Raw genomic sequence first — 26,747 nt, 5'->3', positions numbered from 1 at the left:
ACATGGCCCGAAACGGTTTATTCCTGGGTTGTTATGGCCCTATGATGGGCCGTGTTCCGTCTCGATTACAGGAAGCGTCCATGCCGTTGCCGTCCATGAAAGACCAGTTCGCCGCGCTGATCGCCGTACCCTCGGTGAGCTGCACTCAGCCTTCCCTGGACCAGAGCAACCGCCCCGTCATCGATCTGCTGGCCGGATGGCTCGGCGATCTGGGGTTTGCCTGCGACATCCAGCAAGTTTCCCCCGGCAAGTTCAATCTGCTGGCGACCTACGGTACAGGCCCGGGCGGCCTGGTACTGGCGGGGCACAGCGATACCGTGCCGTTCGACGAGGCACTGTGGAAAACCGACCCCTTGAAGCTGACCGAGGTGGATGGCCGCTGGGTCGGGCTGGGCAGTTGTGACATGAAGGGCTTCTTTGCGCTGGTCATCGAAGCGGTGCGTGGCCTTCTTGACCAGCCGTTCAAGCAGCCGCTGCTGATCCTCGCCACCTGCGACGAGGAAAGCTCGATGGCCGGTGCCCGCGCGCTGGCCGACGCCGGACGCCCGCTGGGTCGTGCGGCAGTGATTGGCGAGCCGACCGGGCTCAAGCCGATCCGCCTGCATAAGGGCGTGATGATGGAGCGCATCGATATTCTCGGGCGCAGCGGTCATTCCTCCGACCCGAGCCTCGGGCACAGCGCACTCGAAGCCATGCACGACGCCATCAGCGAACTCAAGGGCCTGCGCACGCAGTGGCAGGCGAAGTACCGCAACCCGCAATTCACGGTGCCGCAGCCGACGCTGAACCTGGGCTGTATTCATGGCGGCGACAACCCGAACCGGATTTGTGGCCAGTGCTCGCTGGAGTTCGACCTGCGTCCGCTGCCGGGCATGGACCCGGAGATGCTGCGCTCGGCGATTCGGCAGAAGCTGCAGCCGCTGGCCGAGCTGCATCAGGTACAGATCGACTACGCACCGCTGTTCCCCGAATGTGCGCCGTTTGAGCAGATCGCTGACGCTGAACTTGTGCGTGTCGCTGAACGTCTGACCGGTCATACCGCTGCCGCAGTAGCATTCGGCACCGAAGCGCCTTATCTTCAGCGCCTCGGCTGCGAGACACTGGTGCTCGGCCCGGGCGACATCGCCTGTGCGCATCAGCCGGGGGAATACCTCGAAATGTCACGTCTTGACCCTACAGTGCGTCTGTTACGTCAACTGATCGAACATTACTGCCTGACGCCCCAGTGAGTCAGGCATACCCCGTGTTTGTTAATCAAAGCATCTTGAGTAAAAGGAGACTGCGCGTGCTGCCAAGCCTGTTCCGACGATAACCACCACACCGTTGTGCGTGCTTCTTTTCTTCGTCCATTTTTTCTACAGGCTCTTGTTGTCATGCCCGAATACGTCAACTGGCTTCGCCACGCGTCTCCGTACATCAATGCTCACCGCGATTGCACCTTCGTCGTCATGCTGCCCGGCGACGGCGTTGCGCACCCCAATTTCGGCAATATCGTCCACGATCTGGTGCTGCTGCACAGCCTGGGCGTGCGTCTGGTGCTGGTTCACGGTTCCCGTCCGCAGATCGAGAGCCGCCTGGCCCAGCGCGGGATTACGCCGCGTTACCACCGTGACCTGCGGATCACTGACACCGAAACGCTGGAGTGCGTGATCGATGCCGTGGGTCAGCTGCGCATCTCGATCGAGGCGCGTCTGTCGATGGACATGGCCGCCTCGCCCATGCAGGGCTCGCGCTTGCGAGTGACCAGCGGCAACGTGGTGACCGCACGGCCTATCGGCGTGCTTGAGGGGGTCGATTATCAGCACACCGGCGAAGTGCGCCGCGTCGACCGCAAGGGCATCAATCGCCTGCTGGACGAGCGCCATATCGTGCTGCTGTCGCCACTGGGTTACTCACCGACCGGCGAGATTTTCAACCTGGCCTGCGAAGACGTCGCCACCCGCGCGGCCATCGATCTGGCTGCTGACAAACTGCTGCTGTTCGGCGCCGAAACCGGCTTGCTGGACGAGCAGGGCCGGTTGGTGCGCGAACTGCGTCCGCAACAGGTGCCCGCGCACCTGCAGCGTCTGGGTGCCAACTATCAGGCGGAATTGCTGGACGCTGCGGCCGAGGCCTGCCGTGGCGGTGTGGCGCGCAGCCATATCGTCAGTTATGCCGAGAACGGCGCGCTGCTGACCGAGCTGTTTACCCGTGACGGTGGCGGCACGCTGGTCGCGCAGGAACAGTTCGAACTGGTGCGCGAAGCGGCTATCGAGGACGTCGGCGGTTTGATGGACCTGATCACGCCGCTGGAAGAGCAGGGCATTCTGGTGCGTCGCTCCCGCGAGGTGCTGGAACGCGAGATCACCCAGTTCAGCGTGGTCGAGCGCGAAGGGCTGATCATCGCCTGTGCTGCGCTGTATCCGATTGCCGATTCGGAGTCGGGCGAGCTGGCGTGTCTGGCGGTCAACCCGGAATACCGGCACGGTGGCCGTGGCGATGAACTGCTGGAGCGCATTGAAAACCGCGCTCGTGCCTTGGGCATCAAGACCCTGTTCGTCCTCACCACCCGCACCGCACACTGGTTCCGCGAACGCGGTTTCGAACCCAGCAGCGTCGACCGTCTGCCAAGCGCCCGCGCCTCGCTGTACAACTACCAGCGTAATTCGAAGATCTTCGAAAAGGCGATATAAGCCTGGGGGCGGACTATATTTTGTGGGAGTGAGCTTGCTCACGAAGAGGCTGGAACAAGCCCCCAGAAAGGGGCGTTTGAACCGTCCCTTTCGTGAGCAAGCTCACCCACGCCCTTCGGGCAGAAGCGCAGAGCATTGGGCACGATAGTTGAGATGATCGTTCCTCACGCTCCAGCGTGGGAATGCAGTTCTCGACGCTCTGCGTCCTCAAGAGGACGCGGAGCGTCCAGAAAGGCATGCGACGCAGAGCGCCGCACGATAGTCGCGCCTGCACCGGCACCTTCGTGAGCAATCTCCCCACAGTAATTGCACGATCAGTTACTGATCGACAGAATGCTCGCCTGATACGAACCCACGAACGTGTCGAAATCCACCACTTCCTCGGTCGCTTCCAGCTCGGCCTGCTCCTCAATCGAGGTTTTGGCCTGGGCTTCGAAGTCTGCCTGTTCCTCAGCGCTCAGCGGGTGAGTGCGGAAGTATTCGGCGTGGACCTGGCTCTGGCGCAGGGAGAACGCGGTAAAGCCCTCGTTATGCGCTTCCATGCTGGCCAGCACCTGAGCAGACGGTGTGAGCGCGGTATCGTCGATCTTGGCCTGTTGCACGGCAATCGACTTGAGGTGCTCGTCGGTGCCCTGCGCCTGATCGAGCAAGCGGGCAATCGGTGTGATCTTCTCCATCAGCTCGGTTGCCCAGGTCTTGAGATCGACAGGGCGGTTGTCACGCATCAGGCTCAGGCCCGGGCGACGCCCTTCCTTGACCACTGACAGGAAGTTCGAGCTTGCGTTGGAGCACTCGTGGCGGGCCAGTTGCTGGCTTTCCTCGAGGGCGCAATACAGCACGAACGCATCGATGAAGCGCGACTGCTCCAGGCTGATGCCGGTCGGCAGGAACGGGTTGATGTCCAGGCAGCGCACTTCGACGTACTGCACACCACGGGCCACCAGCGCCTGAATGGGGCGTTCGCCGCTATAGGTCACACGCTTGGGGCGAATATTGGAGTAGTACTCGTTCTCGATCTGCAGCACGTTGGTGTTGAGCTGCACCCACTCGCCATTCTGGTCATGAGTGCCGACCTCGACGTAAGGCTTGTAAGGCGTGGCCACGGCCTTGCGCAGGCTGTCGGTGTAGCTGACCAGATCGTTGTAGCAAGGGGTCAGGTCGGCCTGGGCGTCACTCTGATAGCCCAGGTCGCTCATGCGCAGACTGGTGGCATACGGCAGATACAGGGTATCGGCGTCGAAGTGTTGCTCCAGCTGATGCTTGCGGCCGCGCAGGAAACCCGCGTCGAGTGCCGGTGAAGCACCGAACAGGTACATCAACAGCCAGCTGTAGCGGCGGAAGTTACGAATCAGCGCGATGTAGGAATGCGACTGGTAGTCGCGCGCATCGCCTGCAAAGTCTTCGGTCTGCTTGAGCAGCGCCCAGGCGTCTTCCGGCAACGAGAAGTTGTAGTGAATGCCGGCAATGCACTGCATGGTCTTGCCATAACGCAGCGCCAGACCCTTGCGATAGACGTACTTGAGCTTGCCGATGTTCGACGTGCCGTAATACGCGATCGGGATGTGCTCTTCGTCGGGCAACGGGCAGGGCATCGACGGGCTCCACAGCAGCTCGTCGCCCAGCTTGCTGTAAACGAAGCGATGGATACGGTCCAGGTTGTCGATGGTCTCGGCCGGGTTCTTCAGCGCAGGCGTGATGAACTCCAGCAGCGATTCGGAATAATCGGTCGTGACCTGGCCATTGGTCAGTGCGGCACCCAGAGCTTGTGGATGAGGCGTGCAGGCCAGGTCTGCCGTTGCAGTAACGCGCAGACACTCACGCTCTATACCGTGCAGGCATTGCTCCAGCAAAGAGAGGTTGTTGCGCTCGCCGAGCAAGGCAAGACGGCGGTTCAAAAATTCGCTCAAGGTGTAATCCTTCACGCATCGGTCGCCCCGATATGGGGGTGGACTTGACGGTCTACAAGGGTGAAGAAAGGAACTGGCGTAGTCGCCTGGTTGGTCTGTAACGCCCGTTCACAATCACTGCTCTTTGTCGTACTACCCAAATGGACTCGGCACCACGCTAATGGTGCCGAAATTAACCCAAATGATGTCGATACGGCTAGGTTCAGTTTGCAGTGATTGTGTTCATCGCCTCTTTTCGGGTCTAGATGACCGCAAATGTGCCCTGGGCTTTGGCAACGAGCTTGTCGCCCTGAACGACTTCGGCCTCGACCACCAGCGTGCGGCGACCCGCGTGCAGGACCCTGGCGATGCACAGGACTTCGCCTTCGGAGACGCCACGCACGTAGTTGATCTTGCACTCGATGGTCACGCTGCGCTGGTCGAAACCGTGAACGCTGGAACAGGCCAGGCCCATGGCGATATCGACCAGGCTGAAGATTGCACCGCCGTGCATCACGTTGCCGCGATTGCGCAGGTGCGCCTCCAGCGGCAACGCAACTTCGGCAACGCCCTCGTCCAGACGCCGCAGCTCACAGCCGAGCATCTTGAAGTAGGCGCTGTGGGTCAGATCTTCAGGAATGTCCATCAGCGCTTCTTCAGTTGCTTGGCATTGGCGAACAGCGATGCCATCGCATTGTTGGCGGGTGCTGGCGCAGTGGTTTCCTTGCGCGGGGCGTTGTTCTGGCGAGGCGAAGAACCCGGACGGGCACCGCGCGCGCCATCGATTTTCTCGCCGGGCGTGTCGCTCATGCGCATCGACAGACCGACGCGTTTGCGCGGGATATCGACTTCCATGACCTTCACTTTCACCACATCACCGGCCTTGACTGCTTCGCGCGGGTCCTTGATGAACTTCTCGGACAACGCCGAGATGTGCACCAGACCGTCCTGATGCACGCCGATATCGACGAATGCACCGAAGTTGGTGACGTTGGTGACCACGCCCTCGAGGATCATCCCCAGTTGCAGGTCCTTGAGGTCTTCGACCCCGTCCTGAAACTCTGCGGTCTTGAACTCCGGACGCGGATCGCGGCCCGGCTTTTCGAGCTCCTGAAGGATGTCGGTCACGGTCGGCAGACCAAAGGTCTCGTCGGTGAATTTCTTCGGGTCCAGACGCTTGAGAAAGCTGGCGTCGCCGATCAGCGAGCGAATATCGCGGTCGGTTTCAGCCGCAATGCGCTGCACCAGCGGGTAGGCTTCCGGGTGAACGGCGGAGGCGTCGAGCGGGTTGTCACCGGTCATGACGCGCAGGAAGCCGGCGGCCTGTTCAAAGGTCTTTTCGCCCAGGCGGCTGACTTTCTTCAGCGCCGCGCGGGTCTTGAACGCGCCGTTTTCATCACGATGCGCAACGATGTTCTGCGCCAGCGTGGTGTTGAGGCCGGAAATGCGTGCCAGCAGCGCCACGGAGGCCGTGTTCACGTCCACGCCCACGGCGTTCACGCAGTCTTCCACCACTGCATCCAGGCCGCGCGCCAGCTTGAGCTGCGAAACGTCGTGCTGATACTGGCCGACCCCGATGGATTTCGGGTCGATTTTCACCAGTTCGGCGAGCGGGTCCTGCAAGCGACGGGCAATGGACACCGCGCCACGGATCGACACGTCGAGGTCCGGGAATTCCTTGGCGGCCAGTTCCGATGCCGAGTACACCGAAGCGCCTGCTTCGGAAACCATGACCTTGGTCATCTTCAGGCCTGGGTATTTTTTGATCAGGTCGGCAGCCAGCTTGTCGGTTTCGCGGCTGGCGGTGCCGTTGCCGATGGCGATCAGATCGACCGAATGTTTGGCGCACAGTGCGGCCAGTACAGCGATGGTCTGGTCCCACTGGTTTTTCGGTACGTGCGGATAGACGGTGGCGTAGTCGAGCAGTTTGCCGGTGGCGTCGACCACGGCGACCTTGCAGCCGGTGCGCAGGCCAGGATCGAGGCCCAGCGTGGCGCGCTGACCGGCCGGCGCGGCGAGCAACAGGTCGTGCAGGTTGTGGGCGAAGACATTGATCGCTTCGGTTTCCGCGCCGTCACGCAGCTCACCCAGCAGATCGGTTTCAAGGTGGCTGTACAGCTTGACCTTCCAGGTCCAACGCACCACTTCGGCCAGCCATTTGTCTGCCGGGCGGTTCTGGTTCTGGATACCGAAGCGCTCACCGATCATCAGCTCGCACGGGTGCATGGCGCCCGGCAATTCTTCACCGACTTTCAGCGCCGAGCTCAGGAAGCCTTCGTTACGACCGCGGAAAATCGCCAGCGCACGGTGCGACGGCATGCTCTTGAGCGGTTCGTCGTGTTCGAAGTAATCGCGGAACTTGGCGCCTTCCTCTTCCTTGCCCGGCACCACGCGTGCGCTGATCACCGCTTCCTGCTTGAGGAAGCTGCGCAGCTTGTCCAGCAGCGAGGCATCTTCGGCAAAGCGCTCCATCAGAATGTACTTGGCGCCTTCCAGCGCGGCTTTTATATCGGCCACGCCTTTATCCGCGTCGACGAAGCGCGCTGCTTCTGCTTCCGGGGCCAGGCTCGGGTCGTTGAACAGGCCGTCAGCCAGTTCGCCCAACCCGGCTTCAAGGGCGATCTGGCCCTTGGTGCGGCGTTTCTGCTTATAAGGCAGGTACAAGTCTTCGAGGCGGGTCTTGGTGTCGGCCAGCTTGATGTCGCGGGCCAGCTCCGGGGTCAGCTTGCCTTGCTCTTCGATGCTGGCAAGAATGCTGACGCGCCGCTCGTCCAGTTCACGCAGATAACGCAGGCGCTCTTCCAGATGGCGCAGTTGCGTGTCATCAAGACTGCCGGTCACTTCCTTGCGGTAGCGGGAAATGAAAGGCACGGTCGAGCCTTCATCCAGTAGTGCGACGGCCGCTGCGACCTGTTGTGGGCGTACGCCGAGTTCTTCGGCGATGCGGCTGTTGATGCTGTCCATAAAACCACCTGGAGTTGTGAGCAAAAAACTGGGCTATGTACGAATTGCCTTGCCTGGGTATCGTGCGCCAGCATTTATTTTCAGAGCTGGCGAACCGCCATGAGTCCGGCGTTGCCTGACTTCGAGGGCGGCGCATTATACCCAGCGAAGCCGGATTAGGGGATCGGCCGATAAATGGGGTGTTTTTTCGGCGAAAACGCAGGCACAAGTGTCGCCTCCAGTAAAATCTGCTAACAATGCACAAGGTGCGCATCACCGCAGCTACGCCATAATGCGCCCCGAGATCAGAGGAGCATCCGATGAGCAGCACCGCACAAAATGCCGAAGGCGAAAAAATCCTTATTGTCGATGACGATCCGGGGCTGAGCAGCCTCCTGGAACGTTTTTTCACCAGCAAGGGCTATCGTGCCCGCGCCGTGGCAAATGTGGAACAAATGGACCGGTTGCTGGCCCGTGAGGTTTTCAACCTTGTGGTGCTGGACCTCATGCTGCCCGGCGAAGACGGCCTTTCAGCCTGTCGTCGTCTGCGTGCCGCGAACAATCAGGTGCCGATTATCATGCTGACCGCCAAGGGCGATGAGCTGAGCCGCATCAAGGGGCTCGAACTGGGTGCTGACGATTATCTGGCCAAGCCGTTCAACCCGGACGAGCTGATGGCGCGGGTCAAGGCGGTGTTGCGTCGTCAGGCGGCACCGGTGCCCGGCGCACCCGGCAGCGAGGACGAGTCGGTCAGTTTCGGTGACTACGTGCTGTCTCTGGCAACCCGCGAGCTCAAGCGCGGTGAAGAAGTGCACATGCTCACCACCGGTGAATTCGCGGTACTGAAAGCGCTGGTCATGCACGCTCGCGAGCCGCTGACCCGCGACAAACTGATGAACCTGGCGCGTGGCCGGGAGTGGGATGCGCTGGAACGATCCATCGACGTGCAGATTTCCCGCCTGCGTCGCCTGATCGAGCCTGACCCGTCCAAGCCCCGTTATATCCAGACGGTCTGGGGCGTAGGTTATGTATTTGTTCCGGACGGTGCCGGAAGTCGCTGATAACCCGGTTGTCGGCCTGGAAATCCGTCATTGCTGCCAGTCACGTCGATAATCTTAAAAGGGTTATCGACGTACTGGTTTTTTGCGTTCGTCCATCGGGTCCGGCCCGCGTTCGGCAAACCTGCGAGCCTCGCTCGCCCTGCAAAGTGTATGGCTGCAGTTATGAAGACTCCGCTCTGGTTCCCGCAAAGCTTTTTCTCCCGCACGCTCTGGCTGGTGCTCATCGTCGTGCTGTTTTCCAAGGCGCTGACGCTGGTTTATCTGCTGATGAACGAAGACGTGCTGGTCGACAGGCAATACAGCCACGGTGTTGCTCTGACCCTGCGCGCGTACTGGGCCGCCGGTGAAAACGATCGCGAGGCGATTGCCGAGGCGGCGGGCCTGATTCGGGTAGTGGGCGGTGGCGTGCCGGAAGGCGAGCAGCACTGGCCTTACAGTGAGATCTATCAGCGACAGATGCAGGCCGAGCTGGGTGCCGATACGGAAGTGCGTCTGCGCGTACACGCGCCGCCCGCGCTGTGGGTGCGAGCGCCGAGCCTGGGTGACGGCTGGCTGAAAGTGCCGCTGTATCCGCACCCGTTGCGCGGTCAGAAAATCTGGAACGTGCTGGGCTGGTTCCTGGCCATCGGATTGCTCTCCACGGCATCAGCCTGGATTTTCGTACGCCAGTTGAATCAGCCGCTCAAGCGTCTGGTGTTTGCGGCGCGCCAGTTGGGGCAGGGGCGCAGCGTACGGCTGCCGGTGAGTGACACGCCGAGCGAGATGACCGAAGTCTACCGGGCCTTCAATCAGATGGCCGAAGACGTCGAGCAGGCCGGGCAGGAACGCGAGTTGATGCTGGCCGGTGTTTCCCACGACTTGCGCACGCCGCTGACGCGCCTGCGCCTGTCTCTGGAGCTGATGAACGACAATGAGTTCTCCGAAGGCATGGTGCGCGATATCGAGGACATGGACGCCATTCTCGATCAGTTCCTGGCCTTCATCCGCGATGGGCGCGACGAAGAGATCGAAGAGGTCGATCTGGGGCATCTGGTACGCGATGTGGTTGCACCTTTCAATGACGATGAAGACAGCATCCGTCTGTGCCTGGAGCCCATTCCGCCCTTCCCGTTACGCCGCGTGTCGATGAAGCGCCTGCTGACCAACCTGATTGGCAATGCCAAGCACCATGCCGGTAACGGTATCGAAGTCGCCGCCTACGTATCCGGCGACCGAAACGCGCCCTACGTGGTGTTGAGCGTGCTGGACCGGGGGGCGGGCATCGATCCGTCCGAGCTGGACACCATCTTCAACCCGTTCATTCGCGGTGATCGCGCACGCAGTGGCAAGGGCACCGGCCTCGGCCTGGCCATCGTCAAGCGTATCGCAGCCATGCACGGCGGCAACGTCGAGTTGAGAAATCGTTCGGGAGGCGGACTGGAAGCACGCGTAAGGCTGCCGCTGGGGCTGATGCTGCCGAGGGATGCAATTTAAGAAGAGGGCAAAGCGAGAGGGTAAATATAAAGCGCCGTACAAGGTCACGGGAGGCGTGCGAAAGGTTGACGCATTCTCGTGGACCTGCACGGCGGCTTGCCTGACCCGGCCCTTGGCGGAGGTACTCCCTGTACCCCTAGGTCACGCCGATCATATGATCAACGCGTCCCGGCCCCCTGGTCATGTGCGTACCTTCCTCAGGCCGCACAAAGCCGAAAGGTGTCGACTCCTGGAGCCGACACCTTTCTTCTGGATCAATACCAGTTCGGGTCTTTGCGCAGCTCTTCATTCAAGAGCTTTTGCATACCCTCGTCAGGCTTACCCAGGTAACGGTAAGTCGCGTGACGTGTTGGCGATTTGTCTGCAGGAAGACCGGCAGGCACCTCAACCAACATGGCGTAAGCATCTTCCTTGTCGAGGCTGAAAGCCACGATCAGGCGCTTGCTTTTGCACGTATCGGCCGTTTCGCAAAGCGGTCCAACCAGATAGTTGTCACCGTCTTCAGTGGCCGCTGTCATCTGCTGCCCGGAAGCACCGGACAGGTTGATCACCCAATCCGGCAAACGCTCTTCCTTCTTGACGACCTTCGCCCAGGTGGTGCGGTACTCGGGTGCGGAGCTCAGAAGCTCATTGACCCGAGACTGTCCATCATTGGCTGCCATGACCATGGCACTACCGCCCATCAACAGGGCGGCGGCCAGTGTGCGAAATGACGTGTGCATTATCAGCCTCGACCGCGACGACCGAAGAAGAACGACACAACGAACATCACCAGGAAGACGACGAACAGGATCTTGGCGATACCGGTAGCCGTGCCCGCGATACCACCGAAGCCCAGTACTGCAGCGACGATAGCGATGATCAGAAACGTGATTGCCCAACTCAACATGGTGATACTCCTTTTGATGCCGTTTTAATAAGGGTGCTGCTTTTTTTTAAGGTCGGGTCAGAAAACCCATTTTTGCTGTGGAGCGACTTCATCTACAGAAACCAGGCCGTCGACATTGCGCAGGCTTGAGGACATGTCCTTGACTGCTGGTGCACTAACACCGCGATAGGAGATGCTGCTGGTCTGGATGAATTGCTGTTTCGGTTGAGCTGCCTCGCTGGCTTGATTCCAACGCTGGAACTGCTGAATGGCGATCAGAGTGACGAGCAAGGCAAGGAGCAGAAAAAGACCTTGCTGGATATGCAGGGGAGAGATACGCAATTGTGCAATACGCTGGCTGTTCATCTGCAAAATCCCCTGGCCTGAGTGGGCATTCAATCTGATGGGTCGTTGTGTACCGACCTTTGTTGAATGGGTTATTGCAGACTGCATGCCAGTTTTTGAACGATATAAATCTCTTTAAAATCAATAAGTTAATAAGTAACGCAAGAGCGTCCTACCAGCAACCTGCACGATTACCCCTTTGTAATCGTGCGTTCTGCACGAAGCGCTCAGCGCGATGGCGCTGAACCCTCAGCCTGCGCTGCGCGCCATGACCTTCAGCGCGTCGCCGTTGACGCCTTTGACACCACGAATATTTTTCGCGATTTCCACCGCCAGTTCTTTCTCGGCGAAGTTGGCGACCACGCCATTCAGGCTGACAACACCGGCCTTGGTGTCCACTTTGATGTTCAGCCCATCCAGCGTTCGGCTATAGATCAGGCTTGCCTTGACCTTGCTGGTGATCCAGGCATCGCTCATTTCCTCGGTCGGGGTCAGAGATTGTGGCTGGGCCTTGGCGGCAATCGAATCGGCCGCGCTGAGGCTGATCAGGTTGTTGACGCTGACCACGCCATCGGTGTTGCTGGCCAGGCTACCGGCCAGTTCCTTCGCTTCGGGGCTTTGCGCTCGGCCCTTGAGGGTGATGACGCCGTCCTTGCTGTCGACTTCGATATTCAGCGCTTCGGTCACGCTGCTCCACAGCAGCTTGGATTTCACCGTCGCGACCAGCGTCGCATCTTCGAACCGCTGAGCCATGTTGGTTCGGGTTCCAGGCTCGCTGGCGACAGAAGGGTCCACCTCCAGCTGATTGTCGACCTTTTCGATGCCTTTGGTATCCAGCGCGATGCGCTCGGCCAGTTCGCGGTCCACCTCGTTTTCAACCTTGCCCTTGAGCGTCGCAGTGCCTTGTTCGACACCCACATCGATCTTGAACGGGCTCAGATGCTTGTTCAGCGCGAAAGCTGTCCAGATCGAACCTTCCTGACGCGCCTCGGTGAGCTGAGTAGGCAGGTCAGGCTGGGCGAGTACCGGGCCGCTGCCCAGCAGCGCAGCGGCGGCCGTGATCAGAGCAATCTTTTTCAGTGAAAACATAGAAGCGTTCCTTTTGCGGTGAGATTTCGTCTCCGAATAGACGGTTTTAACGGCATAAACGCGGATTAATCAGGCTGTTCGCCATTAGCTGATCAGAAAGCTACCATGCATGCCGAAGAATCAATCAGAATTGACCATGCAACTTGCCCGATGATTCCGAGACTAACTGAGACAATTCATTAAGGAGCGTAGGAAAAATGGAAGCAGCCACTGAGAATCAGGGCCGTATTCTGCTTGTGGACGACGAGTCCGCCATCCTCCGCACTTTCCGGTACTGTCTGGAAGACGAAGGCTACAGTGTCGCCACTGCCAACAGCGCAGCCCAGGCCGACACGCTCATGCAGCGTCAAGTATTCGATCTGTGCTTTCTCGATTTGCGTCTGGGCGAAGACAACGGCCTGGACGTGCTGGCGCAGATGCGGATTCAGGCGCCGTGGATGCGTGTGGTGATCGTGACTGCCCATTCGGCGGTGGATACGGCTGTGGATGCCATTCAGGCTGGCGCAGCCGACTATCTGGTCAAGCCGTGCAGTCCTGACCAGTTGCGTCTTGCAACGGCCAAGCAGCTTGAAGTCAGGCAACTGTCCGCACGTCTCGAAGCACTGGAAGGCGAGGTTCGCAAGCCCAAGGATGGTCTGGATTCCCACAGCCCTTCGATGATGGCCATTCTGGAAACGGCCCGTCAGGTGGCGGTCACCGATGCCAACATCCTGATTCTGGGCGAGTCGGGTACCGGTAAGGGCGAGCTGGCCAGGGCGATTCATGGCTGGAGCAAGCGGGCCAAGAAGTCCTGCGTCACGATCAACTGCCCGTCGCTGACCGCAGAACTGATGGAAAGCGAGCTGTTCGGCCACAGCCGCGGTGCCTTTACCGGTGCCAGCGAAAGCACGCTGGGTCGCGTCAATCAGGCCGATGGCGGCACCCTGTTCCTCGACGAAATCGGTGACTTCCCGCTGACGCTGCAGCCCAAGCTGCTGCGCTTCATTCAGGACAAGGAATACGAGCGCGTCGGCGACCCGGTGACTCGACGTGCCGACGTGCGCATCCTGGCCGCCACCAACCTCAACCTTGAGGACATGGTGCGCAGCGGACGTTTCCGTGAGGATCTGCTGTACCGCCTGAACGTGATCACCCTGAATCTGCCCGCCCTGCGTGAGCGCAGCGAAGACATTCTGACCCTGGCGGATCGCTTTCTGGCGCGCTTCGTCAAGGAGTACGCTCGTCCGGCTCGCGGCTTCAGCGAGGAGGCCCGCGCGGCGCTGCTCAATTACCGCTGGCCGGGCAACATTCGTGAGCTGCGCAACGTGATCGAGCGTGCCAGCATCATCTGTCCACAGGAGCGCGTAGAGGTCAGTCATCTGGGCATGGCTGAGCAACCGACCAACAACGCACCGCGGGTGGGGGCAGCCTTGAGTCTGGACGAGCTTGAAAAGGCACACATCGGGGCCGTACTGGCAACCAGTGAAACCCTTGATCAGGCCGCCAAGACGCTGGGTATCGATGCTTCGACGCTTTACCGCAAACGAAAACAGTACAACCTATGAAATACCTCAAATGAAGCTGGCCATGAAGTTGCGCACCCGCCTCTTTCTGAGTATTTCGGCGCTTATCACGGTCGCTTTGCTCGGGCTGCTGCTGGGGCTCGTCAGTGTCATGCAGATGGCCCGGACTCAGGAATCACTGATTCAGCATAACTTCGCCATCCTCGATCTGGGCTTGAAGCTGCGCCAGAACATGGGCGATCAGTTGGTGTTGATGACCGGTTCCAGTCGCAATGAGCCTGAGCTGCAAAGAATGCAGAAGCAGTTTGAAGAGCTGCTGGAGGAAGGATCGGCGCAGGACACCCAGCAAAATGTGCGCAACGGTTTTGAAAAGACCCGAGGCGATTATCAGCGATTCATCGCCACCTGGCAGCAATACGGCAATGATCCGCGAGGCATACGCGGCAACTCGCAATTGAGCGAAAGTTTCGACACGCTGCGTAACGGTCTGATGGATGTGCATCGCAAGGCGTTGGAGAACATCAGCAACGCCGAGATCAATTCCAGGGATCGAGCATTGTGGATCGCCGGCTTGCTGGGCCTGGTCGGGCTGGCGGTGCTGTGCATCGGCTTTGTCACCGCGCACGGCATCGCCCGCCGTTTCGGTGCGCCGATCGAGGCGCTGGCCAAGGCCGCCGATCGCATTGGCGAGGGTGATTACGAGGTCACGCTGCCCATTTCCTCGGCTGCCGAAATGAACCTGCTGACCCGGCGCTTCGGCATCATGGCCGAAGCCCTGCGTCAGCATCAGGCGACCAACGTCGATGAGCTTCTGGCGGGCCAGCAGCGCCTGCAGGCGGTCCTCGACAGTATTGACGATGGCCTGCTGATGATCGATCGGCAAGGCCACCTGGAGCACCTCAACCCTGTTGCGCAGCGTCAGCTCGGATGGGACGAGAGTCGCCTCGGGCACAGTCTCGGTGAGGCGTTGGGCCGTCCCGAGCTGGATGAGCAATTGCATCTGGTGCTGCGGGGCGGAACGCTGGAGCGCGCGCCGGAAGACCTGGCCATCGAAATCGACGGCGAGTCGCGACTGCTGACCTACAGCATGACACCGGTCAGCCACACCAAGGGCCACATCCTGGGTGCGGTGATGGTGCTGCACGACGTGACCGAGCAGCGTGCTTTCGAGCGGGTACGCAGCGAGTTCGTCCTGCGCGCCTCGCATGAGTTGCGCACCCCGGTCACGGGCATGCACATGGCGTTCGGCCTTCTTCAGGAGCGTTTGCATTTCGCTCCCGAGTCCCGCGAGGCCGACCTGCTCAATACGGTCACCGAAGAAATGCAGCGCCTGATGCAGCTCATCAACGACCTGCTGAATTTCTCGCGTTACCAGAACGGTCTGCAGAAGCTCAAACTCGCGCCGTGCTCCATCGAAACGTTGCTGCAGGAAGCCAAGGCGCGCTTCGAGGATCAGGCCCAGGAGCAGGATATTGTGCTGATGCTGGATATGCAGGAGCCGATGCCGCGCCTGCATGCCGATCAGTCTCAGCTGGAGCGGGTACTGGACAATCTGCTGGACAACGCGTTGCGGCACACGCCGCCGAACGGCCTGATTCGCTTGCAGGCCAGGCGCCACGGCGAGCGGGCGATCATCAGTGTCGAAGACAACGGCGAGGGCATTGCCTATGGGCAGCAGGGGCGGATCTTCGAGCCCTTCGTCCAGGTCGGCCGCAAGAAAGGCGGTGCCGGGCTCGGGCTGGCGCTGTGCAAGGAGATTGTCCAGCTGCACGGCGGACGCATGGGCGTTTATTCACGGCCGGGGCAGGGCACGCAGTTCTATATGGCGTTACCGCTCTGAGGGCTTGAGCACCAGGCCCTCATCGGTTGACTGAGTATCAGCCTTCATACGTTTCAATTCGAGTGATTGAGCACCTCCAGGATGGCCGCGCTCTGTGCGTCCGGCTCGCCGTCGAAGCGTGCCGGGCGATAGTGCATCTGGAAGGCGGCCAGTACCTGACGTGTCGCGACATCCAGCTCACCGGTCTGCGGGGTGCTGTAGCCCAGGCGCGCCAACTGCTGCTGGAACCAGGTGATGCTCGGCAGGTTAGTTGCCAGCAGTGCCTGACGCTGGGCAACCTGGCGTTCATCCGGCCAGTTCCCCAGACCTTCGGCAGCGAGGCGTTTCCACGGGAACAATGGCCCCGGGTCCTGCTTGCGCAATGGGGCGATGTCGCTATGACCGATGATGTGTTTGGGGTCGATCCTGTTGCGTTTGACGATGTCCTTGAGCAGGACAATGATCGACTGGGTCTGCGCTTCGGTATACGGATACCACAGGCGCCCTGTCGGCGTTTCCTTGAAACCCGGATTGACGATCTCGATGCCGATCGAGCTGGAGTTGAGCCAGGTGCGGCCTTCCCACTCGCTTTCGCCGGCATGCCAGGCACGCGCGTTTTCATCGACCAGCTTGTAGATGGTGGCTTTGCTGTCGTCACCGATCAGGTAGTGGGCGCTGACCTCGCCATGCGTCAGTAATTGCAGCGAGTGTTCCAGCGACGTCGAGGTGTAATGCATCACCACGTACTGAGCACGGCCATCGAAATTTACCGAAGGATGGCTGGTGTCCAGCCTTGGGCCGCTGGCACAGGCAGTGAGGAGGAGCATGAGAAAGGCGGATAAATACAGCTTCATGAGGTCGGCAGCATCGGCAGGAAATGAAACATCATAACAAAATGTATACAAATAGCATGGGGCACCAGCCATTTGTTCAGGTCAAAATGTTTCAGTCAGCCCTGTTCGATGCGGTTGCGACCGTTCTCCTTGGCCTTGTAAAGCGCCTGGTCGGCACGTTTGATGGCGGTGTCGCTCCGCTCTGACGGACGAAAGGCCGTCATGCCGATGGATACAGTGATGGTGACTCGTTCGCCCTTGAAGTGGAAAGGGCATGACTCGACGGCGGCGCGCAGTTCATCGAGCAGTTTCAGCCCGGTGGCAGGAGGTGTCGCAGGCAGCAGCATGACAAATTCTTCGCCGCCAAACCGTGCCATGAAGTCATCGGCGCGCAGGCGTTTGCTGAGGACATTGGCGACGATCTTCAATACCTTGTCGCCAGCCAGGTGCCCGTAGCCATCGTTGATGCGTTTGAAATGGTCCAGGTCCAGAATGCACACCAGCAGGCTGTTTTTTTCTTCGTGCCAGCGGGCCATCTCCCGTTCAAGGCGCTCGCCCCAGGCGGCACGATTGGGCAGTCCGGTAAGCGGGTCGATCAGGGCCTTTTGACGCTGTTCCTCCAGGTGAGTCCTGAAACCCAGGGCCTCCTGCTCCATGCTCGCGACGCGGGCCGCCAGACCTTGCAGGCGCGAGGCCACTTCGCGCTCGCGGGCATCGCGCTTGAGCTGGTAGTGATCCATGGTGCCGAGCAGGGCCTCAAGCCGATTGTCGAGCACCCGCTTGAGGCTGGGCAGATCGGAGGCGTCCTGAACACTGCTTTGCAGGCCGCCCACCTGTTCGCGCAACTGTTCGTTCAGGTCGCGCGCGGTGGACTGGTCCTCGGCGTGATCTTCACTGGCGGCCTGCAGGTGGCTCTGAAACGATTCGAGCCGTTCATTGAGCTGCTTGAGGTAAGTGCCGAACTCCTGTTGGCCGCCGTTGTTGATCGCCAGCATCAACACTGCCAGATCGTCGAGGATCGGCAGCAATTCGTACCAGTTAAGCCCATGTTTCAAGCGTAACTGCATGTCCTCGACCTGGGGGCGAAAGTGCTCTGACAGGGTCAGGTCGTCCAGCAGGCCCAGCAGGGTCTGTTCAATGTGTGCCGCCACCGAGCTATAGCTGGGCTCTGGTGAGGAGGGTAGCGCGTAACCTTCTTCGCCTTCTGCCGACTCGGGCTGCTGCTCGGCCTCTGCGTCGGGTTCTTCAACTGGCACGTCGATTGGCGCGGGTCGCTGCTGGTAGGGCACTGATGGGACAGGCGCCAGGAGATCCGCGAAATCGATGGGTTCGACAGTGATCGGTGCAGGTTCGGCGACGGCCTCTGTTGGTGCTGGAGCAATGTCCGCAGCGGTGGTCGATGGCGCAGGTTCTTCAGGCGTCGCAACGGCGGGTATCACTGCGGCAGGCGCATCGGTTTCCGGGGCCGGCGTTGGCGGCGTGCTGTCTGCGGCAACGGCGGCTGCGGCAGTGGAATCAACGGCCTCGGCTTCGACAGGAGACGCGTCTGGCGGGGCGTAAGTATTCGCTGCTTGCGGCGCGACGTCGGGTTCATGCGATTCCGGCGCCGAGGAGGCGGCGTCTTCGGGATGAGCCGCCTCAGGATGAGGCTCGTGGCCGTGACCCTCGCGCGAACCGAACAGGCGTTGCAGCAGCCCCTGACGGGGACCTTCTTCAGGTTTTTCAATCTGGGTCAGGGCCTGGCCCTGCAAATTGCTCAGCTCGCCAAGCAGCAGGGGCAGCTCACGGGCCTGGGAGGCGCGCTCTTCAAGCTCCTTGGCAAAGCGCTTGAGCGGCTTGCGTACGTCGCGTGGCAGCGGCAGTGACTGCAGCTGTGCAACCAGTGCGGTCAGCGCCGAGCTGATTTGCGCGGCCCTGACTTCACGGCGTTGTTCAGAGTCCAGTACGGCTTTTTCGAGGCGCGGGATCAGGGCTGCCAGGCCCGCGTCCATATCGTCCTTGCGGACGATTTCGCGCATTTCCTTCATGCATTCATCGACGGCGCGGTCAGAGCCTTCTGCCGCCAGACTGCTGCGCACCAGACCGCGTCGCAACAAATCGAGCCGCGCATCCCAGCGCTTTTCGAGCGTGTCCTGTTGCTCGATCCCTTTGAGGTATTTCTCTTTCCAACGCTCCGCGTCGTCGCTCATGCAAGGCTTCCACCAGAGGGCACAGGCAGTGAGTCCCCACGCAATGAGTCTGGCAGGCGAATCTCGACAGCGACAGGCAGGTGATCGGAAATGGGTTGCGCCAGTACCTGCACGCGCTCGAGCGTCAGGGTCGGGCTGAGCAAAATGTGATCGAGGCAGCGTTGTGGCCGCCAGCTCGGAAAGGTCGCTTCTATCTGCGGCGCCAAAAGGCCCAGATCCCTTAGCGGCGAGTGTTCCAGCAGGTCATTGGCGTGGGTGTTCATGTCGCCCATCAGCACCTGATGGCGATAACCGCCGATCAGTTCGCGAATGTACGCCAGCTGCCGGGTTCGGGTTCGGGTCCCCAGCGCCAGGTGCATCATGACCACGACCAGGGCATCCTCGCCTTCACCGAAACGCACGAGAATCGCCCCGCGCCCGGCCGGGCCTGGCAGCGGGTGATCCTCGATCTTGGTCGGGCGCAGACGGCTCAATACACCGTTGCTGTGCTGCGCCAGGCGCCCGAGATTGCGATTGAGTTGTTGATACCAGTACGGAAAGCCACCCAACTGGGCGAGATGCTCGACCTGATTGACGAAGCCGGAGCGCATGCTGCCACCGTCGACTTCCTGAAGTGCCACCAGATCGAAATCGTTGATCAGGTCGCCGATCTTCTGCAGGTTGCCAGCCCTGCCGCCATGCGGCAGCAAGTGCTGCCAGCTGCGCGTCAGGTAATGATGGTAGCGCTGGGTACTGATACCCACCTGGATATTGAAACTGAGCAAACGCAGCCTGCCGTCTTGCGGCAGGCCGTTTTGCAGCAGATGATGTTCGTTGACCTGCGGATCATGCAGGCCAACGATACGGGTACTGCCTTTGCCCCAGCGGCGCATGATGTGCGCTTACTTGGCGGCTGCGGCAGCCGCTCGCTCTTTGGCAATCAACTGGTCGGCAACTTCCAGGGTCTTTTCCGGACCACCGGCAGAACCCAGGTCAAAGCGGTACTTGCCATTGACGATCATGGTCGGAACGCCGGTCACTTCGTACTTCTTGGCCAGTTCCTTGTACTGGGCGATCTTGCCCTTGACTGCGAAAGAGTCGAACGTCTTCAGGAAGTCTTCCTTGTTCACGCCCTGTGTGGCGACGAAATCAGCCATGTCATTCTTGTCGGTCAGACGCTTGCCGCCTTTCTGGATGGCTTCGAATACGGCTGCGTGAACCTTGTGTTCGACGCCCATGGTGTCCAGGGTGATGAACAGCTGGCCGTGAGCGTCCCAAGGGCCGCCGAACATGGCAGGGATGCGTACGAACTTCACGTCGGACGGCAGTTTTTCAACCCACGGATTGATGGTTGGCTCGAATGCGTAGCAATGCGGGCAGCCATACCAGAACAGCTCGACGACTTCGATCTTGCCTGGCTCGGCAACAGGCACAGCGCTTGCCAGCTCGACGTATTGCTTGCCGGCCTCGATGGGCGTGGCGGCCTGGGCGGACATACCGAACAGACTGGCGGCAACCAGAGCGGCGCTGATGATCAGATTACGCATGCTTTACTCCTGAGCAGATTGAATCGCCTTCAAGCGACGGTGTTTCGACCGGACGCGAAAGCCTGAGTTCGTTAGTGTAACGCTGAGGTTGTAAAAATGGGCGACCGAGGACGGCCTTTTTGCATAAGCAGTGAAGCAGGTCATGTCTGAATGTTCCAGCACGTCCGTCAGGGCGGGCTGATACGGTGTGAGTGTGGGCCGGGGGACAGGTGTGTCATTATATGCGCACGCATCCAAACGAAACCGACACCTCCTGCCGCACCCCTTGCAGGCAGGTCTTCACCGGAAATCACATGCAACTCAAAAACCCCATCCTCGGTCTGTGCCAACAGGCCACGTTCATGCTCAGCGCCGCCAAGGTCGACCAATGCCCCGACGACGAAGGTTTTGAGGTCGCATTTGCCGGTCGCTCCAACGCGGGCAAATCGAGCGCGCTGAACACCCTGACCCACGCCAGCCTGGCGCGTACATCGAAGACCCCGGGGCGTACCCAGTTGCTGAACTTTTTCGGTCTGGACGAAGATCGGCGTCTGGTCGACCTGCCCGGTTATGGCTACGCCAAGGTGCCCATCCCGCTCAAACTGCACTGGCAGCGTCACCTGGAAGCCTATCTGGGCAGCCGCGAAAGCCTGAAGGGGCTGATCCTGATGATGGATATCCGTCATCCAATGACCGACTTCGACGTGTTGATGCTGGACTGGGCCATCGCCAGCAACATGCCGATGCACATTCTGTTGACCAAGGCCGACAAGCTGACCTACGGCGCGGCCAAGAACACGCTGCTCAAGGTTCAGGCCGAGATTCGCAAAGGCTGGGGCGATGCAGTGAGCATCCAGTTGTTCTCGGCCCCCAAGCGCATGGGGCTGGAAGAGGCCTACACCGTGCTGGCCGACTGGATGGAACTGGAAGACAAGGCACCTGCGGAGTAAATCGCAGGCAAAAAAGACCCCGGACTTCGCATGGGGAGGGGGAAGTTCCGGGGCTTAAGGTCCAGACCTTAGGGTGGGATCTGGATAACTGCCAACACTTAACACAACTAGGAGCACGATCGATTTTTCAACCAATCGACACGTCTGACTCCTGTCCAAACGGTTAAGTTCCAGCAGTGAAGAAAAGTTCACATTTCCTACAATATTTGACGAACCTGCGTACAGGTTCGCCATTTCAGGCTCAGTGAGCCTCGTCCCAATTGTTGCCAACCCCCACTTCTACCAGCAACGGCACGGCCAATTCTGCTGCGCCGCTCATGTGCGGACGGATCTGTTCACTGATCTGATCGACCAGGTCCTCGCGCACTTCAAGCACCAGTTCATCGTGTACCTGCAGGATTACCCGTGCATCCAGGCCGGACTCGTCCAGCCAGCCGTTCACCGCCACCATGGCTTTCTTGATGATATCCGCAGCGGTGCCCTGCATCGGCGCGTTGATCGCCATGCGTTCCGCGCCTTTGCGCAGGGACTGGTTCTTGGCGTTGATGTCCGGCAGGTACAGGCGACGACCGAAGATGGTCTCGACGAAACCTTGCTCGGCAGCCTGGGCGCGGGTGCGTTCCATGTAGTTCAGCACGCCGGGGTAGCGGGCGAAGTAGCGGTCGACGTACGCCTGTGACTGCTTGCGGTCCACGCCAATCTGCTTGGCCAGGCCGAACGCGCTCATGCCGTAGATCAGGCCGAAGTTGATCGCCTTGGCGCTGCGACGCATGTCAGTGGTGACGTTTTCCAGCTCGACGCCGAAGACTTCCGCCGCCGTGGCGCGGTGAACGTCCAGGTCATTGCGGAATGCATGCAGCAAGCCTTCGTCCTGGGCCAGATGCGCCATGATGCGCAGTTCGATCTGCGAATAGTCGGCGGCCAGCAGCTTGTAGCCCTTCGGCGCCACGAAGGCCTGACGGATGCGCCGGCCTTCAGCGGTACGAATCGGGATGTTCTGCAGGTTCGGATCGCTGGAGGACAAGCGCCCGGTAACGGCCACCGCCTGATGATAGGAGGTGTGAATACGTCCGGTGCGCGGGTTGATCTGCTCCGGCAGGCGGTCGGTGTAGGTGCTCTTGAGCTTGCTCATCGAGCGGTACTGCATCAGCACCTTGGGCAGCGGGAAATCCTGCTCCGCGAGTTCGGCAAGCACGGCTTCGGCAGTCGATGCCTGGCCGGTGGCGGTCTTGCTGAGAATCGGCATGCCGAGTTTTTCGTAGAGAATCACGCCCAGCTGCTTGGGCGAGCCGAGGTTGAACTCTTCGCCGGCAATGGCGAAGGCTTCGCGCTCCAGCGCGGTCATCTTGTCGCCCAGTTCGACACTCTGGATGCCCAGCAGGTTGGCATCGACCAGCGCGCCCTGGCGCTCGATACGCGCCAGGACAGGCACCAGCGGCATCTCGATATCGTTCAATACCGGCTGCAGGGTCGGAATCGCGGCCAGCCGCGCGTCGAAGACTTCATGCAGGCGCAGGGTCAGGTCCGCTTCTTCGGCGGCGTAATTGCCAGCCTGTTCCAGGGCAATCTGGTCAAAGCTCAGCTGTTTGGCGCCTTTGCCGGCAATCTCCTGGAAATTGATCGGCGTGTGCGTCAGGTACTTGGCCACCAGGCTGTCGCGGTCGTGGCGGGTGGCGGTGGAGTCCAGTACGTAGGACTCCAGAATGGTGTCGAAGCGCACGCCTTGCAGGTCGATGCCTTGAGTCTGATCGCCGTCGATCGCGCAATTGGCAAGCAGGTTGATGGCGAACTTGGCGTGCTGGCCGACCTTGATTTTGTCCGGGTCTTCCAGCAGCGGCTTGAGCGCTTTGAGCACCGTGTCGCGGTCCAGTTGCTGCGGCACGCCCATGTAGGAGTGGGTCAGCGGAATGTAAGCGGCTTCGTGGGTCTGAATGGCGAAGGACAGGCCGACCAGTTGCGCACGCTGGGCATCAGTGCCGTTGCTCTGGGTGACGAAGGCAAACAGCGGCGCGGCCTGCAGCTTCTTCAGCCAGGCATCGAACTGGCCCTGTTGAAGAATGACTTCATAAGCGGCTTCCCTGGCTTCGGCGGTCGGCTCTTCGACGGTCAGCTCCTGGCCGGCGCGCTTGGCGTCGCGTTGCAGGTCTTCGATCCAGCTCTTGAATTCCAGCTCGGCGTACAGCTCCATCAATGTGTCACGGTCAGGCTCGCCGCAATGCAATTGATCCAGCTCGATGTCCAGCGGGACGTCGATCTTGATGGTCGCCAGTTCGTAAGACAAAAAGGCCATCTCACGATGTTCTTCGAGTTTGGCGGCCAGGGTCTTGGCGCCACGGATCGGCAGGGAAGCGACCTTGTCGAGGTTCTCGTAAAGCTCCTTGATGCCACCGCCGATGCCGACCAGCAGACCGACCGCGGTTTTCTCGCCAACGCCGGGCACGCCGGGAATGTTGTCGACCTTGTCGCCCATCAGCGCCAGGTAATCGATGATGTGCTCCGGACCGACGCCGAATTTCTCTTTCACGCCCGCCACATCCAGCACGCTGCCGGTCATGGTGTTGACCAGAGTAATGTGGCCGTCGACCAGTTGCGCCATGTCCTTGTCGCCGGTGGAGATCACCACTGGACGATCGGCCGCCGCGCTGCTGCGTGCCAGCGTGCCGATCACGTCATCGGCTTCGACGCCTTCGACGCACAGAAACGGGTAGCCCATGCCTTTGACGCAGGCATGCAGCAGATCGACCTGCACGCGCAGATCGTCCGGCATGCTCGGCCGGTTGGCTTTGTAGTCGTTGTACAGCGCATCACGGAACGTCCCGCCCTTGGCGTCGAACACCACGGCGAGCGGGCTGTCCGGGTACTGGCGCCGCAGGCTTTTGAGCATGTTGAGCACGCCCTTGACGGCACCGGTCGGCAATCCTTTGGAGGTGGCCAGTGGTGGCAGTGCGTGGAAGGCGCGGTAGAGGTAGGAGGAACCGTCTACCAGGACGAGTGGCGCTTGGGTCATGAGCAGAATCAACCTTTTCGGCGGGGTCGGCGCTAGAATGCGCGGACCATTGACGACAAAGGGACAAGGTTATCATGTGCAAGGTAAATCGACTGATATTGACCGGCCTGTTGGCATTTTGCCCTTTGCTCGCTGTTGCAGCAGAAGATCCACCTTCAGCGGCGCCGGACGTTACTATTCGCACTGACGGTGACAGAACCATTCAGGAATACCGCCAGAATGGCTTTCTGTATGCGGTTAAAATCACCCCGAAACACGGCAAACCCTATTTTCTGGTGCGCGCCGATGGTACAAGCCCCAATTTCATTCGTTCGGACCAACCGGACATGCTGATCCCGCAGTGGGAAATATTCAGCTGGTAGCACCCTACATTCACTTCAATCGTTGGCAGTCCTGATATGTCCGTTTTTACCCCACTGGCTCGGCCCGAGCTGGAAACATTTCTCGCCCCTTACGGGCTCGGCCGTCTGCTTGACTATCAGGGCATCGCTGCCGGTAGTGAAAACACCAATTACTTCATCAGTCTGGAGCAGGGCGAGTTCGTGCTGACTTTGGTCGAGCGCGGTCCGGTTCAGGAGATGCCGTTCTTCATCGAACTGCTCGACGTGCTGCATGAAGCCGATCTGCCGGTGCCTTATGCGCTGCGCACCACCGACGGTCAGGCGCTGCGCGAGCTGGCAGACAAACCGGCGCTTTTGCAGCCGCGTCTGCCGGGCAAGCACATCAGTGAGCCGAACACTCAGCACTGCGTACAGATTGGCGAGTTGCTGGCCAACCTGCATCTGGCGACCCGCGGGCAGATCGTCGAGCGCAAGACTGATCGCGGTCTGGACTGGATGCTGAGCGAGGGGCGCAATTTTCTGTCGCACCTGGGCGAGACTCAGCGAGCGCTGCTTGAAAAGAGCCTGCAGGAGATCGAGGCGTGCAAACCGCAGATCATGGCGCTGCCGCGCGCCAATCTGCATGCCGATCTGTTCCGCGACAACGTACTGTTCGAAGGGACGCACCTGACCGGGTTGATCGATTTCTACAATGCCTGCTCGGGTCCGATGTTGTACGACCTGGCGATTACCCTCAACGACTGGTGTTCCCGCGAAAACGGTCAGCTCGATGCTGTCCGCGCGCGCGCCTTGCTGGGGGCCTATGCAGGCTTGCGACCGTTCACGGCTGCGGAGTCGAAGCTCTGGGCGACCATGTTGCGTATCGCTTGTGTGCGTTTCTGGCTGTCACGTTTGATCGCCGCCGAAACCTTTGCCGGTCAGGATGTGCTGATTCATGATCCTGCGGAGTTCGAGCGCCGCCTGGCCGAGCGCCAGGAAGCGCATATTGCGTTGCCGTTTGCGCTCTGAGACCAGACCTGTCTTCGCGAGTCTGAACTAGTCGGACGGTTGACTCTCTTTCCCATGCTCCGCGTGGGAATGCAGTTGGTGACGCTCTGCGTCGCAAGAGGACGCGGAGCGTCCAGACCGGCATGCCCACGCGGAGCATGGGCACGATAGTGTTATCCCTGACGACTATCGTTCCTCACGCTCCAGCGTGGGAATGCAGTTCGTGACGCTCCGCGTCACACAGCAGTGCTGCGATGTGGGCGGTGGCAGTCAGAGACTGCTCAGGCAACCTGCCAAATCATCAGCCAGCTTCTGCAAGACTTGCTCGTAACCCTGCGCGGTGGCCGGGGTGTAGCCGCCCAGTGCATCCAGTTCGGCCAGTTTGACCGGCAGGCCGGCGCTCAGGGTTTCGGCCAGGCGCGGGCGCAGGGGTGGTTCGCTGAATACGCAGGTCTTGCCTGCAGCTTTCAGGCGTTCGCGCATGGCGGCGACGTGCTGGGCGCCGGGCTGGATCTCGGCGGCGATGGCGAATACCCCGGCATGCTTGAGCCCATAGGCCTCTTCGAAATAATCGAAGGCTTCGTGGAATACGAAGTAAGGCTTGCCTGCCACTGTGCTGACACGCTGCTTGATACGGGCGTCCAGCGTATCCAGACGTTTGCTGAACGCCTCGGCGTTGCTGGCGTAGCGGGCTGCGTTGGCGGGGTCGGCAGCGCTCAGGTCAGTGGCCATTTTTGCGGCGATCACCCGCGCGTTGACGGTCGACAGCCACAGGTGCGAATCGAGACTGCCGGGGCGGTGGTCGTGGTCATGTTCGTCTGCGTCGTTGTCGTGATCATGCTCGTGGTCATCATGCGAGGCGTTGTCTTCGCCAAAGTGCCACAAGTGCATGCCCGGCAGTGTCTGTACGGCAACCGCAGGCAGTTTGCGGCCCTGAATGACGCGCGGCAGGAAGGTTTCCATGTCCGGGCCGATCCAGTAGAGCAACTCGACTTCCTGTACACGCCGTACGTCGGACGGGCGCAGCGCGTAGTTATGCGGTGAGGCACCCGGCGGCAGAAGCACTTCCGGTGTACCGACGCCATCCTGTACAGCCGCCGCAATCAGCTGCAGAGGCTTGATGCTGGTCAGCACCCGGACCTCGGCCTGAGCAGGGGAGATGATCAGCAGGCTGACCCAGAAAACAGCAGCAAGATTTAAAAGACGGCGCACTCGAATCACTCATATCAGCCAGGAACGGGTAACATAATAACGTCTCTAGCCAATATCGTCGCTGC

Annotated in this window: 22 protein-coding genes; 9 read left to right on the top strand and 13 right to left on the bottom strand. The window is 60.4% G+C overall.

What is annotated here, in order from left to right; translation table 11 throughout:
* Positions 1-80: 80 nt before the first annotated feature.
* Together argE and argA are read left to right on the top strand one after the other, a co-directional pair.
* A complete protein-coding gene (gene argE / locus KBY08_RS20100) occupies positions 81-1,229 on the top strand; it encodes an acetylornithine deacetylase (protein ID WP_003403914.1) in 1,149 nt (382 codons plus the stop codon).
* 144 nt (positions 1,230-1,373) lie between these two features.
* Positions 1,374-2,672 (top strand): amino-acid N-acetyltransferase, encoded by a 1,299-nt coding sequence (argA, locus tag KBY08_RS20095; protein WP_003403912.1) that lies wholly within the window; start codon positions 1,374-1,376, stop codon positions 2,670-2,672.
* A gap of 314 nt (positions 2,673-2,986) precedes the next feature.
* Here the strand turns inward: argA and gshA are convergent, their stop codons facing one another.
* The 3 genes from gshA to KBY08_RS20080 all read right to left on the bottom strand — a co-directional run bounded on the left by gshA (position 2,987) and on the right by KBY08_RS20080 (position 7,522).
* The gene (gene gshA, locus KBY08_RS20090) at positions 2,987-4,579 is read right to left on the bottom strand and encodes a glutamate--cysteine ligase (protein WP_177410939.1); all 1,593 of its coding nucleotides are present in this window, start codon (positions 4,577-4,579) and stop codon (positions 2,987-2,989) included.
* Positions 4,580-4,820: 241 nt separating this feature from the next.
* Entirely contained in the window at positions 4,821-5,204 is a 384-nt protein-coding gene (locus KBY08_RS20085; RefSeq protein ID WP_003403909.1) for a PaaI family thioesterase, read from the bottom strand.
* Positions 5,204-7,522 (bottom strand): Tex family protein, encoded by a 2,319-nt coding sequence (locus KBY08_RS20080; protein ID WP_103359461.1) that lies wholly within the window; start codon positions 7,520-7,522, stop codon positions 5,204-5,206. Before KBY08_RS20080 ends, KBY08_RS20085 begins: the two co-directional genes overlap by 1 nt.
* Before the next feature lie 299 nt (positions 7,523-7,821).
* Between KBY08_RS20080 and ompR the strand changes: the two genes are divergently transcribed.
* Complete coding sequence (ompR, locus tag KBY08_RS20075) at positions 7,822-8,562, top strand: two-component system response regulator OmpR (RefSeq protein WP_003318889.1); 741 nt, start codon at positions 7,822-7,824, stop codon at positions 8,560-8,562.
* Positions 8,563-8,724: 162 nt separating this feature from the next.
* Positions 8,725-10,035 carry an ATP-binding protein gene (locus KBY08_RS20070; protein WP_003403907.1) on the top strand — a complete coding sequence of 437 codons (1,311 nt, stop codon included), beginning with the start codon at positions 8,725-8,727 and terminating at the stop codon, positions 10,033-10,035.
* Positions 10,036-10,289: 254 nt separating this feature from the next.
* Here KBY08_RS20070 and KBY08_RS20065 read toward each other — a convergent pair whose 3' ends face one another.
* From KBY08_RS20065 to KBY08_RS20050, 4 genes are all read right to left on the bottom strand, one after another.
* Positions 10,290-10,757: an inhibitor of vertebrate lysozyme family protein gene (locus KBY08_RS20065; protein ID WP_011266282.1), complete on the bottom strand. Its 468-nt coding sequence runs from the start codon at positions 10,755-10,757 to the stop codon at positions 10,290-10,292.
* Between the two features lie 2 nt (positions 10,758-10,759).
* Complete coding sequence (locus KBY08_RS20060) at positions 10,760-10,924, bottom strand: DUF1328 domain-containing protein (protein ID WP_002555679.1); 165 nt, start codon at positions 10,922-10,924, stop codon at positions 10,760-10,762.
* A gap of 57 nt (positions 10,925-10,981) precedes the next feature.
* Positions 10,982-11,269 carry a hypothetical protein gene (locus KBY08_RS20055; RefSeq protein ID WP_024638976.1) on the bottom strand — a complete coding sequence of 96 codons (288 nt, stop codon included), beginning with the start codon at positions 11,267-11,269 and terminating at the stop codon, positions 10,982-10,984.
* A 228-nt stretch (positions 11,270-11,497) separates the two neighbouring features.
* On the bottom strand, positions 11,498-12,337 hold the full coding sequence (locus tag KBY08_RS20050) for a BON domain-containing protein (RefSeq protein WP_032655389.1): 840 nt from the start codon (positions 12,335-12,337) through the stop codon (positions 11,498-11,500).
* Positions 12,338-12,534: 197 nt separating this feature from the next.
* Here KBY08_RS20050 and algB point away from each other — a divergent pair, with 197 nt between their 5' ends.
* A complete protein-coding gene (gene algB, locus KBY08_RS20045; protein ID WP_003318895.1) occupies positions 12,535-13,881 on the top strand; it encodes a sigma-54-dependent response regulator transcription factor AlgB in 1,347 nt (448 codons plus the stop codon).
* Positions 13,882-13,891: 10 nt separating this feature from the next.
* Complete coding sequence (locus tag KBY08_RS20040; protein ID WP_011266285.1) at positions 13,892-15,679, top strand: KinB sensor domain-containing domain; 1,788 nt, start codon at positions 13,892-13,894, stop codon at positions 15,677-15,679.
* A 53-nt stretch (positions 15,680-15,732) separates the two neighbouring features.
* On the opposite strand, the gene KBY08_RS20035 is transcribed toward KBY08_RS20040, so the two are convergent.
* The 4 genes from KBY08_RS20035 to KBY08_RS20020 form a co-directional block, all read right to left on the bottom strand.
* Positions 15,733-16,512 (bottom strand): N-acetylmuramoyl-L-alanine amidase, encoded by a 780-nt coding sequence (locus KBY08_RS20035; RefSeq protein WP_024661191.1) that lies wholly within the window; start codon positions 16,510-16,512, stop codon positions 15,733-15,735.
* A gap of 95 nt (positions 16,513-16,607) precedes the next feature.
* Positions 16,608-18,680, bottom strand: coding sequence for a GGDEF domain-containing protein (locus KBY08_RS20030; RefSeq protein WP_011266287.1), 2,073 nt, complete (start codon positions 18,678-18,680; stop codon positions 16,608-16,610).
* Positions 18,677-19,552 carry an endonuclease/exonuclease/phosphatase family protein gene (locus KBY08_RS20025; RefSeq protein WP_011266288.1) on the bottom strand — a complete coding sequence of 292 codons (876 nt, stop codon included), beginning with the start codon at positions 19,550-19,552 and terminating at the stop codon, positions 18,677-18,679. Before KBY08_RS20025 ends, KBY08_RS20030 begins: the two co-directional genes overlap by 4 nt.
* A 9-nt stretch (positions 19,553-19,561) precedes the next feature.
* Positions 19,562-20,206, bottom strand: coding sequence for a thiol:disulfide interchange protein DsbA/DsbL (locus tag KBY08_RS20020; protein ID WP_003403888.1), 645 nt, complete (start codon positions 20,204-20,206; stop codon positions 19,562-19,564).
* 293 nt (positions 20,207-20,499) lie between these two features.
* On the opposite strand from KBY08_RS20020, the gene yihA reads away from it, so the two are divergent.
* The gene (gene yihA / locus KBY08_RS20015; RefSeq protein ID WP_003341625.1) at positions 20,500-21,135 is read left to right on the top strand and encodes a ribosome biogenesis GTP-binding protein YihA/YsxC; all 636 of its coding nucleotides are present in this window, start codon (positions 20,500-20,502) and stop codon (positions 21,133-21,135) included.
* A 241-nt stretch (positions 21,136-21,376) separates the two neighbouring features.
* Here yihA and polA read toward each other — a convergent pair whose 3' ends face one another.
* Complete coding sequence (gene polA / locus KBY08_RS20010; RefSeq protein WP_111522328.1) at positions 21,377-24,142, bottom strand: DNA polymerase I; 2,766 nt, start codon at positions 24,140-24,142, stop codon at positions 21,377-21,379.
* A 74-nt stretch (positions 24,143-24,216) separates the two neighbouring features.
* Between polA and KBY08_RS20005 the strand changes: the two genes are divergently transcribed.
* Positions 24,217-24,504 (top strand): DUF2782 domain-containing protein, encoded by a 288-nt coding sequence (locus KBY08_RS20005; RefSeq protein ID WP_003397794.1) that lies wholly within the window; start codon positions 24,217-24,219, stop codon positions 24,502-24,504.
* Positions 24,505-24,540: 36 nt separating this feature from the next.
* On the top strand, positions 24,541-25,491 hold the full coding sequence (locus KBY08_RS20000; protein ID WP_011266290.1) for a homoserine kinase: 951 nt from the start codon (positions 24,541-24,543) through the stop codon (positions 25,489-25,491).
* A gap of 249 nt (positions 25,492-25,740) precedes the next feature.
* Here the strand turns inward: KBY08_RS20000 and znuA are convergent, their stop codons facing one another.
* Positions 25,741-26,682 carry a zinc ABC transporter substrate-binding protein ZnuA gene (znuA, locus tag KBY08_RS19995; protein WP_225651248.1) on the bottom strand — a complete coding sequence of 314 codons (942 nt, stop codon included), beginning with the start codon at positions 26,680-26,682 and terminating at the stop codon, positions 25,741-25,743.
* Positions 26,683-26,747 lie beyond the last annotated feature (65 nt).

Origin of the sequence: Pseudomonas sp. P135 (assembly GCF_020312125.1) — a bacterium.
Lineage (GTDB): Bacteria > Pseudomonadota > Gammaproteobacteria > Pseudomonadales > Pseudomonadaceae > Aquipseudomonas > Aquipseudomonas fragariae.
The sequence above is the reverse complement of the archived record's forward strand: the minus strand, read 5'-3'. Positions and strand labels throughout refer to the sequence as shown.